Source organism: Mycobacterium sp. E1747, from assembly GCF_001667775.1.
Taxonomy (GTDB): Bacteria; Actinomycetota; Actinomycetes; order Mycobacteriales; family Mycobacteriaceae; genus Mycobacterium.
In genome coordinates this window covers 1-14,860 of sequence record NZ_LZJI01000152.1, presented here as the reverse complement: position 1 = coordinate 14,860, position 14,860 = coordinate 1, and the positions used below count along the sequence as shown (strand labels likewise).

Annotated in this window: 14 protein-coding genes and 1 tRNA gene; 1 reads left to right on the top strand and 14 read right to left on the bottom strand. The window is 63.3% G+C overall.

Features of this window, described 5'->3' with window-relative positions; translation table 11 throughout:
* From A5695_RS14855 to A5695_RS14820, 8 genes are all read right to left on the bottom strand, one after another.
* Positions 1 to 425, bottom strand: a 425-nt coding sequence (locus A5695_RS14855; protein WP_369830190.1) for an MlaD family protein, incomplete at its 3' end; no start/stop codon positions are given.
* 32 nt (positions 426 to 457) lie between these two features.
* Positions 458 to 1,597: a hypothetical protein gene (locus A5695_RS14850; RefSeq protein ID WP_068083188.1), complete on the bottom strand. Its 1,140-nt coding sequence runs from the start codon at positions 1,595 to 1,597 to the stop codon at positions 458 to 460.
* Between the two features lie 12 nt (positions 1,598 to 1,609).
* On the bottom strand, positions 1,610 to 2,479 hold the full coding sequence (locus A5695_RS14845; RefSeq protein ID WP_068083185.1) for an ABC transporter permease: 870 nt from the start codon (positions 2,477 to 2,479) through the stop codon (positions 1,610 to 1,612).
* The gene (locus tag A5695_RS14840; protein ID WP_231974840.1) at positions 2,479 to 3,285 is read right to left on the bottom strand and encodes an ABC transporter permease; all 807 of its coding nucleotides are present in this window, start codon (positions 3,283 to 3,285) and stop codon (positions 2,479 to 2,481) included. The genes A5695_RS14845 and A5695_RS14840 overlap by 1 nt, the downstream gene beginning before the upstream one ends.
* A gap of 682 nt (positions 3,286 to 3,967) precedes the next feature.
* Complete coding sequence (locus A5695_RS14835) at positions 3,968 to 4,273, bottom strand: DUF732 domain-containing protein (RefSeq protein ID WP_068083182.1); 306 nt, start codon at positions 4,271 to 4,273, stop codon at positions 3,968 to 3,970.
* A gap of 252 nt (positions 4,274 to 4,525) precedes the next feature.
* Positions 4,526 to 4,720: a ferredoxin gene (locus A5695_RS14830; protein WP_068083179.1), complete on the bottom strand. Its 195-nt coding sequence runs from the start codon at positions 4,718 to 4,720 to the stop codon at positions 4,526 to 4,528.
* 219 nt (positions 4,721 to 4,939) lie between these two features.
* The gene (locus A5695_RS14825; protein ID WP_068083175.1) at positions 4,940 to 5,713 is read right to left on the bottom strand and encodes an SDR family NAD(P)-dependent oxidoreductase; all 774 of its coding nucleotides are present in this window, start codon (positions 5,711 to 5,713) and stop codon (positions 4,940 to 4,942) included.
* Between the two features lie 154 nt (positions 5,714 to 5,867).
* Positions 5,868 to 7,118, bottom strand: a complete 1,251-nt coding sequence (locus A5695_RS14820) for a cytochrome P450 (RefSeq protein ID WP_068083197.1) — start codon at positions 7,116 to 7,118, stop codon at positions 5,868 to 5,870.
* 977 nt (positions 7,119 to 8,095) lie between these two features.
* Between A5695_RS14820 and A5695_RS14815 the strand changes: the two genes are divergently transcribed.
* Positions 8,096 to 9,130, top strand: coding sequence for a lytic transglycosylase domain-containing protein (locus A5695_RS14815; protein ID WP_369830191.1), 1,035 nt, complete (start codon positions 8,096 to 8,098; stop codon positions 9,128 to 9,130).
* A 221-nt stretch (positions 9,131 to 9,351) separates the two neighbouring features.
* Here A5695_RS14815 and A5695_RS14810 read toward each other — a convergent pair whose 3' ends face one another.
* From A5695_RS14810 to glp, 6 genes are all read right to left on the bottom strand, one after another.
* Entirely contained in the window at positions 9,352 to 10,125 is a 774-nt protein-coding gene (locus A5695_RS14810) for an enoyl-CoA hydratase (protein ID WP_068083194.1), read from the bottom strand.
* A 25-nt stretch (positions 10,126 to 10,150) separates the two neighbouring features.
* On the bottom strand, positions 10,151 to 11,188 hold the full coding sequence (locus A5695_RS14805; protein WP_197515502.1) for an enoyl-CoA hydratase/isomerase family protein: 1,038 nt from the start codon (positions 11,186 to 11,188) through the stop codon (positions 10,151 to 10,153).
* 553 nt (positions 11,189 to 11,741) lie between these two features.
* A tRNA-Ala gene (locus A5695_RS14800) sits at positions 11,742 to 11,817 on the bottom strand.
* 50 nt (positions 11,818 to 11,867) lie between these two features.
* Positions 11,868 to 12,887 (bottom strand): gephyrin-like molybdotransferase receptor GlpR, encoded by a 1,020-nt coding sequence (glpR, locus tag A5695_RS14795; protein WP_068083167.1) that lies wholly within the window; start codon positions 12,885 to 12,887, stop codon positions 11,868 to 11,870.
* Positions 12,888 to 13,077: 190 nt separating this feature from the next.
* A complete protein-coding gene (locus A5695_RS14790) occupies positions 13,078 to 13,731 on the bottom strand; it encodes a GNAT family N-acetyltransferase (protein ID WP_068083191.1) in 654 nt (217 codons plus the stop codon).
* A 21-nt stretch (positions 13,732 to 13,752) separates the two neighbouring features.
* Positions 13,753 to 14,860, bottom strand: a 1,108-nt coding sequence (gene glp, locus A5695_RS14785; RefSeq protein WP_068083165.1) for a gephyrin-like molybdotransferase Glp, incomplete at its 5' end; no start/stop codon positions are given.

Genomic DNA, 14,860 nt, shown 5'->3' with positions numbered 1-14,860 from the left:
ATCGTGGCAAGCACGGGCTGTAATCCGTTAAAGAGGACGGTGATATCGAAAGACGGTTGGGTCATCTTCGTCGACACATTCGTGATCCGGCCGGCGACATTGTCGCCTTCGGCGGGATTGGCCACATCCACATAGCGCAGACCTGTCAGCGCCTGGAACTTCACCGCAAGCCTGGTGGTGTCGACGATGCCAAACCGCTTATCCAGCGTGAATCCGACGTCGGCCAGACTGCGACCGTTCGCTCGTTTGAGCCGGATGCTTTCGACTTTCCCGACGCGGACGCCGCGCACCCTCACGTCCGCGCCTTCGTGCATTCCCGAGACGTCAGTGAAATCGGCGTGATAGGAGCGCGTGGTGACGGCGACGGGCTGCGTGACGGCATTGGTGATCACGATCAGCAGCACGACGCTGACCACGGCGGCCACCGCGAACCCTAGCGTTGCCCGCATCGGCTTTGTCATCCCTGTCCCCCCACTGCCACGCCCAGCGGTGCCGCCACGGCGGGAATCTCGTCCAGAACGATCCGAACCTGCATTGCGCGCTGATCACCCGACCCTTCGTACATCCGTCGCAGCCGGGAGTGCAGTTCACGAAGCGTGGTTCCGATACCTTCGGCATCGATGATTCCTGGAACCGTCGCCATCACGCTGCGCAGTTCTTCGACCGCCGGGAACAAGTCATAGGTGTGTGTCGACAACAGGTTTCCAACCTTGACAAAGAGGTCGGTCGAGGCGGCGTCGAAGAATTGTTTGACCGGGCCGAAAGTAAATGTGTCAATGTCCGATTGGGCCAGTTTTTGCTCCGATGTGAAGTGATTCCTCATCTGGCTGTCGTACGTGTCGACGTAGTGTCGGTAGAGGGGATCCCGGACCGTCGGGGCGGCCTGGTCGAGTTCGGTGTGCAGCGACGTATCAACGGTGCGCGCCAATCCGTCGAGCCAGGCCGGGAAACCGACGCTGATACCTGTGGTGTTCCGTAAAAGCCGTTCGGTGCTGACCGTCTGCACATCCGCAACAGATTTACCGACGATGAGCATTGTTTCGAGCAGCGGCGTGAGAGCATCAGCGTAGCGGGTGCCCCGCTCGACGACATCGATGAGGCGCTGGTTGATTACCTTGTGTGACAACTCGCCCAAACGATAAAGCAGCGCCTGCAACGCGAAATTGCCGGTCGGTGTAATGCTCAACTCGGAGCCGCTGCGAAGCTGCCGGCCACCGGCGTTAGGAAGGATATTGACGCCGGTTACTCCGAAGTAATTCGACGGGCGAAAATCGACGCCCATGGTGTCGGTCAACCCGGTCGTGGGACCCGAGCCCATTACGGTCTGCAACCGGACACCGCCACCGCGCAAATTCGTAACCGAGGCGACGTGGCCAATCTTGACGCCGTGCATGATCACCGGCGTCCCGGGACCGACGCCCTCACCCACATACGGGGTCTCGATCGTCACCGAGATGGAATTCGCTGGCGCATGGTCAAACGGATCGACCGCGGTCCATAATCCGACGATCAAAACTAGAGACAGAACCAGTACGGCACCAACGCGCGTCAGCAAGCGCCGCTCTTCATTTTCTGACCTGGTGAGCAAAGACGTCATCGGCGAAGCCCTTTACCCTTTGAACACGAACGTCGGCTTGAGCCCCCACAGGGCGACGGTGAGAAGGAAATCGATCACCATGATCGCTACGAGGCTGGCTCGCACGGCCCGCCCGGACGCCAAACCAACACCGACGGGGCCCCCGGAGGCGAAATAGCCGTAGTAGCAATGGATGAGGGTTACCGCGAAGCAAAAGGTGAATGCCTTCACGGTGGAGAACAGAAGGTCACTGGGCGGCAGGAACTGGACGAAGTAGTGCTCATACGTGCCGCTGTGCTGCCCATACACGATGTTGATCATGCTGCTGCAGACAAAAAAGCTCACCAGCAACGTCAACATAAAGCCCGGTATTACGGAGAGCAAACCGCCCACCAGGCGCGTCCCCACTACGAACGGTATCGGTCGCAACCCCATCGCCTCGGTGGCATCAATCTCCTCGGCGATACGCATCGAACCGATTTCTGCAGTCATGCGACACCCCGCCTGCGTGGCAAAGCCGATGCCGGCGATCAGCGGGGCGAATATTCGCACATTCCCGATGCCGCTGATGATCCCCGACAACGCCCCCAGCCCTAGCAGATTCAACGTCGCGAAAGCCTCAATCGCGATTGAGGCACCGACCGCAATACCGAGGATCACCAGGACGCTGACCACGCCGCCGTCCACAATCAAGGAACCACGACCCCAGGCCAGACTGTTCATCCGCGCCAACGTCTCCCTGCGGTACTGGGTGACCGTTAACGGCAGCAGGTAGATGACTTGCGCAACGAACACTACCCATTGGCCAACAACTCGAAAAGGCTCCTCGATCAGAGGCGCAGCACGCTGCCACCGACCGAAATAACTCGAAGGCCTCGCGCTTGCGGGCACCGAAATCGCCATCAGGCCACCTGCATTGGATAGAACATCGATTCAAATTGAGTAATCGCGAGGTTCGCGAAAACGATTCCCACCACATTGAGCACCACCGCCGCGTTGACGGCATCTGCGACGCCGCGCGGTCCGCCAGTAGCCTCCATCCCCTTCAGTGATGAGGTAATCCCAACAATCGCCGCAAAGACGATTGCTTTTCCGATCGCAAACCAGACATCGACGATCTTGGCGAATGCGCCAAACGATTGCCAGAAACTTCCGGATGTGACGTCATTTACCGCCACCGCGAGGATAAACGATGCCAGGACCGCCGACGCGATAATGATCGCACACAACACCGGCGCCAATAGCACGAGCGCCAAAACCCGCGGCACCACCAAATTCCGTACCGGGTCCACCCCCATCACCCGCAGCGCGTCGAGTTCCTCACGGATCGCGCGGGCACCAAGATCGGACGCGATCGCCGACGCGGCCGCTCCTCCCATCAAAAGGCCGGTGGTAATCGGCGCGCCCTGACGCAGAACAGCGACGCCACTGGCGGCCCCGACCACCGAGTTCGCTCCCACCTGGTTCATCAGACCCGATGCCTGCACCGCGATCATCGCGCCGAAGGGAATCGCCATCAGCAAGGCCGGCAACGCCGTCACCTTATACAACGTCCACGCCTGAACCATCGTCTCGGCGATCGGCAGGCGGCGGGTCAAGGTATCGCTTATCGAATAGCGAACCACCGCCGCAGTCAACATCAGAGACCGCCCCACAGTCGCGAGGCTGGTCACCGGGACCATCGCGACGCGCCGAAGTCCGGCGCGCAATCTTGTAGCCGTCCCTAGATTTGGGCGCCTCTGAACTCCGCCACCGACGGCATATGCGCTATCTGCCAATCCACCTGTTGTACTGGCGCTCACGGCTGAGTGTCCCCCCGCTGTAATACGTCAGCCCTCACGTTCTCCCCGATCAGTCAGCTTGCCAACAGGCCACTGGGTCTGCGACTTGAGTCACACTAGGTGCAACATGGTGATCGCGTCAACATCCCTGTTGGATTTCTTTGGTGGAACAGTGGCCCGCCCGGTCCCATCGAGCCCTCGTCAGGAGATGATGGGGCCGACGCGTTGACGGTGCGGGCACTGCGTGCCCAACACGCAAGTCTTCACCCGCCCTATCGGTCTCTCCTTCCGTTGCCGGCCCAGTTATGGGTGGCCTTACGAATGGCCTTGTGATCGACGGTGCTGCAGGGCGACCCCGACGCCGAACGCATTGCCGTCACATGGGTTAACGGTGACAACTATCGCCGTCGAAAGCCGGCCGGCGCCTGTTCAGTCCAGGTCGACGAACAGCGCACGGACGCTCATCCCTTGCACGCCGGTGTTAGCGTTCACGTGCCGGGCAAACCCTGACGTGTCGGGCCCAATGCCGGCAGGTGCGACCATGAACCCCCCACCGCAGGTGCTGGCGCACCGGCACGGTCACGGCAGCGAGCGAATCCAGCCCTTCAGGCTAGTTCAGGGTATCGGGGCACAACTCACGCTGAGCAGCTTCTCGCACAAGTGGCAATTGCGGCAGCATCCACCACTTGATTTGCTGCAATTCGGGCGTGCCACCGCCGCGCAAGTCGTTGCAGACGGCATGGCCCAATACGATTGTGTTACGCGGATGGAAATAGCCTCCGAAGTACACACCCGTGTAGCCGTGTCCGTCGAGGTATTGCATATAGCTTTGATCGTCGGCACGGGCGGGTGCGGCCAGCATCAAGGCGGCGAGGCAGAGCGCACCAACCTGGCCAGCGATCAACCGATGGAACATCTCAGTGCCACTCCTATCCCATAGCCGCGGGGCGGAAATCGGACACATGGGTTGCGCCGCGGAGTGCAATACTGACCGACGAAGCCCTGTTCCCACAACCCTCACCGCCGCATCCCTGTTGAGCAGACTCGAAGACTTCAGGTCCCCGATTCAGTCCTGGAGTCTGCTGGCGAGTTGTCCGTACGCGTAGCCGGCAGTTACCCAAAGCTCCCCAATTCGCTGAGGTTTTGAGCTGCACAACGATTCTCATCGCTAGGTGTCGATTACAGCCAGGGCTTCCGTCGGACAGCAGCCGACCGCCTCGTCCACTGCTTCGCGCTGATCCTCTCCTGGCGTCGGATCGATCAACTGCACATAGCCGCCGTCGTCAAGGCCAAATACCGCCGGGGCGATCATGGCGCATAGCCCATGTGCTTGGCAGCGTCCCGTGTCAACTTCCACTTTCATAGATTCCTCCTCCCGAGCAGGTAAGGGACCACACACGAAACTGCCGATCAGTCACGCCAGGCGAATTACATTGCCGCGGCGTTCTATCGGCGTCGAAACGTCTTTGAGCGCCCATGCGGACAGATGCGGCACACGAATCTCGGCCACCGACCCGGATAAGCATCGACTGCGTCGACGGACGAAGGACGCTGAGCGCCAACGGCTGCGATGTCGAGGTGCTCATGCGAGCTCTGTTGTGAGCGCTTCCATCTGGGCGGCCGCCAGCGCAGTCCGGATGGATGCACCGCCATCGACGACAAGTTCGGCGCCAGTCAAATAGCTAGCCTCGTCGCTGGCCAAGAACAAGGTGGCTGCGGCCACTTCACCGGGTTGACCAACGCGGCCCATCGGGATACCTGTCTTGAAGGCGGCCATCATGTGGTCGTCCGAAACGGCGGCTTCCATCATCGGAGTGTCGATGATTCCCGGATATACGGAGTTGATGCGGATGCCATCGGCAGCATAAGAGAAAGCCGCATGTTTGGTCATGACGCGGATACCGCCCTTGGTGGCGTGGTAGGGAGCCACGAAAGGCACCGGCGACATGGCGACGATCGATGCGATGTTCACGATCGCGCCCGCGCGCTGCTCTTGCATCGCCGGGATGACTGCGCGCATCCCGAGAAAGGTACCGGTGAGATTGGTCTGAATGACCATATTCCAGTCATCAAGTGATGTGGTGTGAAACGGTCCGCTGCTACCGGTGACCGCGGCATTGTTGACCAGGATGTCTAGCTTGCCGGCCTGGTCGAGCACCGTGTCTACCAGCGAGGACCACGCGTCGGGTTCCCGAATGTCGAGCTGGTGATGGTGGACGCCATCGGCGCGGTAGCCCCCTGGATGTAGGTCGGCCGCATAGACTGCAGCACCTTCTCGGGCGAAGAGCTCAGCAGTCGCCCGGCCTTGACCGCTTGCAGCACCGGTTACGACCGCGACCTTGCCCTTCAAGCGCATTGCATCCTCCATATCTCGGCGCTGTTCGTGGGCATCCCGCACGCAGGGCCGCCACGGTCATTCAATCGGAGGCTTTCTCGGGCGACAGCGCCGACCATCGCGCGAAGCGGCGCGCTCCAACGAACCTCTTCTTGAGACGGCATCCCGAAAACGCCTAGTGCACCAACTCGAAACCAGCGGGCGCGCTACTCGCCGGCACCGCCTTGGCCCCGGGCGTAAAGAGCGCGGGCACCTTCATCCAGCCAGTGAAGACCGATTGCCGCGAATAATCAATGAGTTCGTCTTCCAGGACACGATAATCCGGCATCCGAGCGAGCACCTGACGTACGACGATCTCGAATTCCACACGAGCCAGGTGCATACCAAGGCACATGTGAACACCCGAGCCAAAACCAAGGTGGCGGTTCGGAGCCCGGTCGACCTCAAAACGTAACGGCTCGCGGAAAACGCTTCCATCCTGATTGGCCGAGCCGGGAGAGGCAAGCACCCGATCACCGGGCTTTATGACGCATCCCCCCAACTCGGTTTCCTTGACGCAGGTGCGCGCGACGGTGCGGACCGGTGAGTATCGGCGGAGAAACTCTTCGGTTGCCAACGTCCACAACTCCGGCTCGTTGGTGAGTCGGAGGCGATCCCCGGGATGAAAATGCAGGTGCACCAGCGCCGACCCGATAAGTGAAGTCGTGGTATCCACGCCCGCCCCAACCAGCAGTCGCACCAGACTGATCCCGTGATTTTCCGGGATCGGCTCACCATCGATCGTCATGTTGGCTACGTGACTAAGAGTGTCGTCGCGGGGGTCCTCGCGGCGCTTGGCCAATTCTTCGGTGATCCGCGTGTCGAACCACGCGACGACCTGCGCTGCATCCTCGAAGCCGGCGTCGCCCAGCGGCCGACTCATTAAGTCATGCCAGGCTTTTCCGATCGGCCACCACTCATCCTCCTTGTCCCAGCCAAGCCACTCCATGGTGACCGCGGCGGGAACCGTCACTGCGAGGTCATACACAAGGTCGCAACGACCCGACTCGATCACACGATCGACGAACACGTTCGCCCAGTGCTCGATGCGCGGCCTCAGCGACTCGTGAACTACCTCTTTGGACAGCGTCGCATTCATTATCCGCCGGTAGGCGGTGTGCATCGGCGGATCAAAATCGATCAGCGCCGATTGGCCATAGGGAGGGGGCGGGATGGTTATGCCCTCGCTGGTCGAAAAGTATCGGTGATCTTTCATGACCCGGACCACGTCCTCATAATCCGACACCACCCAAAAACCATCGTGGGCGTTGCTCCAGGCGACGGGGCAGCTATGCCGCAACTCGGCGTATGCGAGGTCGGGATTGAGCACCCGGGCGGGTGTGTGATGGTCAAAGTCGACAGTGACTTCGTCGCGTGTCCTTGGCATTTGCGCCATTCTCCTCGACTGTTAATCGCATGCACAGCCACACAACTCGACATATTCGGGGCGGCCGCATGAGCGGCTCGCGCCGCGCTGTGTATTTGCGCATGCGCGCTCTGTGCGAGACAAGTCACACGCTATACCCCGCGGCGGGCTCGTGTCTACTATCGTGTTGACTGACTGATTTCCAAAGGCAGCGGCTTAATCTGACCGTGCATCATGACCAGGTATTGCACGCCCCCTCGTTCCGGACGTTGCGGTTCAGCTCGACCGTTTCTGGTCTCCTACCTGCGATGACGAGGGGTTAGGGCGGGACGGTCACTGCCGAACAACTTGTCAATGATTGCGTTGACAACGCTCCTTGCTGCCTGGATTCCCTTTGGTCCGCACGCCAACGCGAAGCCGCCGCGGCGCCCAATTCGCGATCGTCAACTAGCGCGTTGACACTGTGTGTGACGGAGGGCACACTAAGTGCCGGGCCCGGTCTTGGCATTCACTGCATCGGTGCCAGGGGGTGCGGGCAGCTCATACGAGAGGCGCCTCGGTGAGGCAGGGGGAGGAATACACGTGACATTGTCGGCGCTCGAACCACTGATCGACGAAAAGCTTCAGACGTGCAGGCGCAAGAGTGAGCACCCAAGGCGGCCAATAAGACTGGCACCCAGGGGGCTGTACGCCGCCCCGCGCAAACTCGTCGGAACAACCGTCGGTTTGCAGCTTGCGCGCACGGACACCATTTAAATGGTCAGCTCGATGACCGCTCCCCTTTACTCGTGTTGACCGGCCAGGATTGTGGCAGACATCGTCGGCACAAACGGTCGGTCCGGCGAAGAGCCACACCGCTTGCGTGGTTCCGCAAGCGTCCGATAGGCCCACATGCTGTCGAGGCGCCAGTGCGGGTGGCCGCCCAGCTAGCCCCAGTTCGCGTTGTTGCCGCGATCCGGCGGCGTGCGATCTGCAGATGCCAGACCCCCGCGTTCGCCATCGCGGTGATGACCCCGTTGGTGTTCGTCGGGGTCACCGGCGCCGCGGCTCGACCATCGCCTTCGATGACACTGCGTGGTGCGATGGTCACCGCGGCGTCCGTTGTAGCCCCGGTCCACAGTGATCCACTTGGCCCAAGGGTTATCGCTACCCAGCACGCGGAAACCGGCTTCCACATCGCGATAGCCAGTGTTTTGGCGCCCCCGCCAGCGACGAACGTGGTTCGTTCGCAAGGGACATTGGGTATTCCGGCGATTGCACTGTCCGCCTACCGCAACGCTGAACAAATGTTGAGCGTTTCCGATCCGGCTTGCGGGGTCAGCTGGAATCTTCTGGCAGGCATTGGCCGGATTGAATCGAGCCACGCCCGCGGTGGTGCCACCGATGCCCACGGCGCCGCGATACAACCCATCTATGGGCCTGCGCTCGACGGCACGTTGCCCGGTAACGAGATCATCTTGCAGAACGTCGCCAGCGGCCAACCCAGTTATGCCCGCGCGATAGGACCGATGCAGTTCCTACCGGGTACCTGGGCGCGATATGCCGCCGATGGCGACGGCGATGGGGTGGCCGATCCCCAGAACCTATACGACTCGGCGCTGGCGGCCGCCAAGTACTTGTGTAGCGGAGGCCTCGACCTGCGCGACCCGACCCAAGTCATGGCCGCGATTCTCCGGTATAACAACTCGATTCCATACGCGCAGAACGTGCTGGGCTGGGCCGCGGCATACGCCACTGGCGTGATCCCAGTCGACCTTCCCCCGATCGTCGGGCCACCGCCGCCGATCAGCGACGCTCACTACGAGCACCCAGAAGGTCTGGGACCCGGGCTACCGATGAGCATCGTGGACTTGGCGGCAGAAGATCCATCGGCGGGAATGCCGCTGATCAATCTCGGTTCATCAGTCGCGAACCCAACACCGATAGGGCCACCGCCACCACCCTGTGACGAACCCTGTAGCGGGACGCAACGGCCAACCATCAAACAACAGCCGCCGAGTTCGGCCGCAGAAGCAAGGCCGCCTGCCAACTAACCCGAGACGCCATCGGGGGGACCACCACCCAGGCCGGTCGAATCCGCCACAGAATCGCCTAACAGGACTGCGACGGGGACCGGCGATTCCAGCCAATGAACGCTGGCTGCCGCACCGGCGGCGAAGTGAACATCAAACTGTGCCAAACGATTCCGACGCTGACGTCCCAACGAGATGCGCGCCGGACAAGGGCAGATCTTCGCTCGGGAGGAAGCGGACCGCTATCGATGGGTGAAGTCGGGCGACCGCTTCTCGACGAACGCAGCCATGCCTTCGGTTTGGTCGGCGGTGGCGAATGCGGAGTGGAACAACCGTCGCTCAAAAAGTAAACCTTCGGCAAGAGTGGTCTCGAACGCCCGATTGACCGCCTCCTTGGCCATTCGGCTTGCCGGCAGCGACATTTCCGAGATCGTGGTAGCGACGGCTTTGGCCTCTTGCAGTAGCCGGTCGGCAGGCACCAGACGCGACACCAAGCCAGCGCGTTCGGCTTCGACGGCGTCGATCGTGCGCCCGGTAAGGATCAAGTCCATCGCCTTGGCCTTTCCGATCGCCCGGGTCAGCCGCTGGGAACCGCCCATCCCCGGCAAGACCCCGAGTTTGATCTCCGGCTGACCGAATTTCGCCGTGTCGGCAGCGATCAACACGTCACACATCATGGCCAACTCACAACCGCCGCCCAGTGCGTATCCGGCCACCGCGGCGATTATGGGCGTGCGCACTGCCGCCAGGCGGCCCCACGCGGCGAAGTAATCGACACCGAACACGTCCGCAAACGACTGGTCGGCCATCTCCTTGATGTCTGCACCGGCAGCAAAGCTCTTTTCCGAACCGGTGATCAGGATCGCGCCTATCCCCGGATCAGCATCGAATGCGGTTGCCGCCGCTGTTACTTCGGCCATCACCTGACGGTTGAGCGCGTTGAGCGCTTTGGGCCGATTCAGCGTGATCATGGCCACCCGCCCGTCCCGCTCAATACGGATAGTCTCTTGGGTCAGCTCAGGGCTCATCGGAGTTCCATTCTTAAAGGGCAAGGTCGTCATCGACCGGGGCGAAGAATACTTCGACATCGTCGTCCTTGACAGCCTCCAACGACGCCGGTGACCACTTCGGATTTCGATCTTTGTCCACCACCTGCGCTCGGATGCCCTCAACCAGATCGTGGGTGCGGAGGGCCGCGCAAGATACCCGATATTCTTGGTGGAGAACGTCTTTGAGTGTGCCTAGCTTCGCCGCGCGGCGCACCGCCTCCAGGGTGACCGAGAGCGCTAAGGGCGATCGGCATTCGATGAGCCTGGCCGCATCGTTGGCGGGGGCGCCATCGTGTGCGCGCAGCGCGGCCAGGATGTCCGCAACCGTGTCTTTCGCGTAGCACTCGTCAATCCAAACCCGTTGCGCGGCAAGCTCGCTAGCCGGTGGCGAGACGGCGTACTTTTTCAGAGCGGCGTCAATGCCGTCAGTCCCGATTGCCTCGGCAAAAACGTTCAACGTCTCGTGCGTGACGTAGTGATCCGCGAAACCCATCGCAATCGCGTCCGAGCCAGAGAACGGTGCCCCGGTGAGCCCGGCATGCAGACCCAGCAGCCCAGGCGTACGAGAAAGGAGGTAAGTGCCGCCAGCGTCGGGGACGAAGCCGATACCGACCTCGGGCATAGCGATCTTGGACTTGTCGGTCACCACGCGGATGCTTGCATGGGACGAGATGCCGACACCGCCGCCCATCACGATGCCGTCCATCAATGCCACATAGGGCTTGGGGTAGCCAGCGATGTAGCTGTCGAGCACATACTCGTCACGCCAGAATCGCCTGGCCTCGGCACCGTCGGACCGAGCGCTGTGATAGATCGCAACCACGTCGCCGCCCGCACACAGCCCACGGCCGCCGGTGCCCTCCAGCACGATCACGCGTACGTCGTCGTCGTGCTCCCAATCGGCAAGCACGTTTTGGAGGGTGATCACCATGGAATGGGTCAGCGAGTTGATGGCCGTCGGCCGGTTCAAGGTCAGCTTCCCCACGCCGCGGTCGACACGAGCTAGGACCTCATCGCTGTCAGTCGCCACGGCACACTCCCTGAATGGCATCGATGTTCTACACCCCTATTACTAGGACATCCTAGTAATAGGCTAGCGGATCCAGGACGCCCCTACGAACCGGGCCATATTGGCACCGCCCTCACCCACTAGATCGCACTGAATAGCTCGTCGTTCGTTCACCTGGCGACCGGTTGGTGTGCACGACGGTGGTGACCGCCGCACCCGGCATCCGCCTTGCAGCGCAACTGATTACGACACGATTGCCGGATGTGTACACGACAAGGTCATGGCCTCGCGGGAATTACCGCATTCTCCCGCTGAGAGGACACTGGCGGAACACCCGGATTATGGATCGTGGGTCGCGACCGCTGGGCGTAGGCCAACATCAACTTCACCGACCACGGCGTCGACTTGGTCTTCGGTTGGGACGTGTCGACGAGATCTTCGTGCCGCCGGTCGTGGTCAACGAGAACTCCGACCAACTACCGCGCAGGACCTGTGCCAATCGTGGCTGGCGCCGCGCCTGCCCACTCGCCGACAGCAAATTCGATTACTCGCCCGGATGAACTGGGCGTTTCCGTGGTGGAGCTAAGGGGATTCGAACCCCTGACCTACTCGATGCGAACGAGTCGCGCTACCAACTGCGCCATAGCCCCTGATCGCTAGCAGGCTACCAGCCGTGGGTCGAACCGCCGAAATGCGATCGCTACTCGCCGACGGCCCGCGGCAAGTCCCTGGGCCAGCCGTAGTTGCGCATCGGCATCGCGTAGTCCAAGTGCTCGAAGATCGGGTCCTCGTCGTCGATTTCCAGGACCACCGCGCCGGGGCGGCGCAGGCGCGACGGGACCACGTCGTAGTCGAGATCGTAGGCATTCTCCACGCCCATGCGCGCCCGCTCCATCCGCTGCATCCGGCGGCGACGGACCTTCTCCTCGATGCGGGTCTGGCGGCGCAGGTAAGCCAGGTACAGCAGCGTCACAGCGGTGGCGCTGCCGCAGGCCCACCAGGCGGTTGGCGAAATCTTGAACGCGGCCGTGGCCGTGCCGACCAGCACGACGGCCATCACCATCAGCACCCGCTTACGGAAGGCGTACTTGCGGGCGCTGACGGCGGCGGCAGTCTTGGTGTCGAAGCGGCGGCGCCGCGAGGCGTTCCGCGGCACCGGCGGCGCCATCTCCTCGTCGCCGGCGTCGGCCTCGGGCTCCAGGCCCGACGAGTCCTCGACGTATTCGAAGCCCTCGTCGGCTTCATCACCGGCGTGGGCGACCACGTCGGTGTCGGAATCCTCGTCATCCTCGTCGGCCTCGGGTTCTTCCTCGTCGACCGCCTCGACGCCGGCCGGCAGCGCCTGCGAATCTTCGACGACATCGACGTCGAGGTAGTCGGGCTCGGTGCGCTCGGGCGTCGCAATCTTCATGACGACGGGGCGCGCCGCCCGTAGCTCCTCGGTGTCGCGCTCTTCGTCTTGCTCATCCTCGGCTAGGTCGAGCTCGTCCGCGGCCGACTCTTCCGGCGGCTTCCAGTCGGGGTCGCTGCGATGACCTGCCGCAGGACCGCTGCGCTTGATCAGGCGGGAGTTCGCGCCACCATTGAGCACCCGCGTGGCCAGGGCCACATCGCTGGTGCGGCGCACGGCATCGCGTTTGCTCACGAGCATGGGCACCAAGACGAACAGCCAGAGCACTACGAGCGAGATCCACAACAATGACTGCGGAATGCTTGGCATGACGACCTGCTCTCTTCGGTTCCGATTCCGCGAAGCCCCTCGGAGGCCAGCGCGGCCGGGTCTTGGTGACCAGGACAATTACACACCTGCAATTTGCCTCTCACAAGCACCATGAGTCACTCGTGTCGCGATAGCCACACCGGAGGCAATGCGCGAACCGCCGAGCCGTCACCACCGAGAGGCGGCGCGTTCACGCCCAGCTGGCGTGTCCACCCCGGACCAGGGTCGATGCCATCGAGCCGGACACCTCTTCGGCGGTGATGGCCATCAGCAGGTGGTCCCGCCACGCCTTATCGACCTCAAGGTAGCGCTGCAACAATCCCTCTTGCCGGAAGCCGACTTTCGCCAACACGGCGCGACTGGCGGCGTTCTCGGGCCGCACGGTGGCCTCCACGCGGTGCAGCATCACCGGACCGAAGCAGTGGTCCAGGCCCAGCGCCAAGGCGGCCGTGGCCACCCCGCCGCCGGTCGCCGACCGCGGCACCCAGTAGCCGATCCACGCCGACCGCAACGCACCATGGGTGACGTTGCCGATGGTCAGCTGGCCACAGAACCGCCCGTCGAGCTCGATGACGTAGGGCAACATGCGGCCCGCCCGGGCCTCGGCACGCAGGCCGGAGCACAGCGCCGGCCACGCGGCGACCGCGTGCCGGGTTGCCCAATCGCTGTCCGCGCTGGGCTCCCACGGCTCGAGATGGGCGCGGTCGGCCAACCGAATGCGGCTCCACTGGGCGCCGTCGCGCATCCGCACCGCCCGCAGCCGGACGACGCCCGCCTGCACCCGCAACGGCCCGACATCCAGCGGCCAACCCGGGTGACGGGCGTTGGTGCGCAGAAGGTTCACGAGCTGGCGGAGTCGTCGCACTTAACCGCGCTGAGCCAGGAAAGCGACGTCGACGATTTCGCCGGTGCGGATCTGTTCGGCGCCGCTGGGCACCACCACGAGGCAATTCGCTTCGGCGAGGGTGGCCAGCAGATGCGAGGACGCCCCGGGCGGCCCGCCGAGTGCCTGCACCAGGTATTCACCGGTCTCCTGGTCGCGCATCAGCTGGCCACGCAGGTAGCCCTTGCGGCCGGCGACCGACGTGATCGGCGACAGCGTGCGGGCCTGCACGATCCGGCGCATCGGCTGACGCTTGCCCAGCGAGAGCCGGATCAGCGGCCGCACCATCACCTCGAAAACCACCAGCGCGCTGACCGGGTTGGCGGGCAGCAGAAACGTCGGGACGCCGTCGCGGCCCAGCTGCCCGAAGCCCTGGACGGATCCGGGATGCATCGCGACACGGACGACCTCCATCTCCCCCAGCTCGGAGAGGACTGAGCGCACCGCCTCCGCGGCGGCGCCGCCGACCCCGCCGGCGATCACCATCACCTCGGCTCGGTTGATCTGGCCCTCGACGGTGTCGCGGAATTCCTTGGGGTCATTGCTGACAATGCCGATGCGGTTGACCTCCGCACCGGCATCGCGGGCCGCCGCCGCCAGCGCGTACGAGTTGACGTCGTAGACCTGCCCATTGCCCGGGGTGCGCGAAATGTCGACCAGTTCACCGCCGACGGCCAACACGGTCACCCGGGGCCGCGGATGCACCAGCACCCGTTCGCGGCCGACCGCCGCGAGGAGCCCGACCTGGGCCGCGCCGATCACCGTGCCGGCGCGCACCGCGACGTCGCCGGGCTGCACGTCGTCGCCGGTGCGGCGCACGTACGCACCCGAAGGGGCGCCGCGCAGGATCCGCACCCGCTTGCTGCCGCCGTCGGTCCACCGCAGCGGGATCACGGCGTCGGCGAGCGTGGGTAGCGGCGCGCCCGTGTGCACCCGCGCGGCCTGGCGGGGTTGCAGGCGGCTGGGCGTGCGCGCGCCGGCCTCGACGGTTCCCATCACCGGCAGGACCAGGCCCTCGCGGCGGTCTTCGTCCAGCTCGGCGTCCCCGGGTGGCTCAGGCAGGCTGTCAGCACCCACTTCGCCGATACCC

What these genes read in the sequence shown, in the direction of transcription:
- A5695_RS14850 (WP_068083188.1), bottom strand. Translation starts at nt 1,597, where the DNA reads ATGACGTCTTTGCTCACCAGGTCAGAAAATGAAGAGCGGCGCTTGCTG.
- A5695_RS14845 (WP_068083185.1), bottom strand. Translation starts at nt 2,479, where the DNA reads ATGGCGATTTCGGTGCCCGCAAGCGCGAGGCCTTCGAGTTATTTCGGT.
- A5695_RS14835 (WP_068083182.1), bottom strand. Translation starts at nt 4,273, where the DNA reads ATGTTCCATCGGTTGATCGCTGGCCAGGTTGGTGCGCTCTGCCTCGCC.
- A5695_RS14830 (WP_068083179.1), bottom strand. Translation starts at nt 4,720, where the DNA reads ATGAAAGTGGAAGTTGACACGGGACGCTGCCAAGCACATGGGCTATGC.
- A5695_RS14825 (WP_068083175.1), bottom strand. Translation starts at nt 5,713, where the DNA reads ATGCGCTTGAAGGGCAAGGTCGCGGTCGTAACCGGTGCTGCAAGCGGT.
- A5695_RS14820 (WP_068083197.1), bottom strand. Translation starts at nt 7,118, where the DNA reads ATGCCAAGGACACGCGACGAAGTCACTGTCGACTTTGACCATCACACA.
- glpR (WP_068083167.1), bottom strand. Translation starts at nt 12,887, where the DNA reads ATGCCAAGCATTCCGCAGTCATTGTTGTGGATCTCGCTCGTAGTGCTC.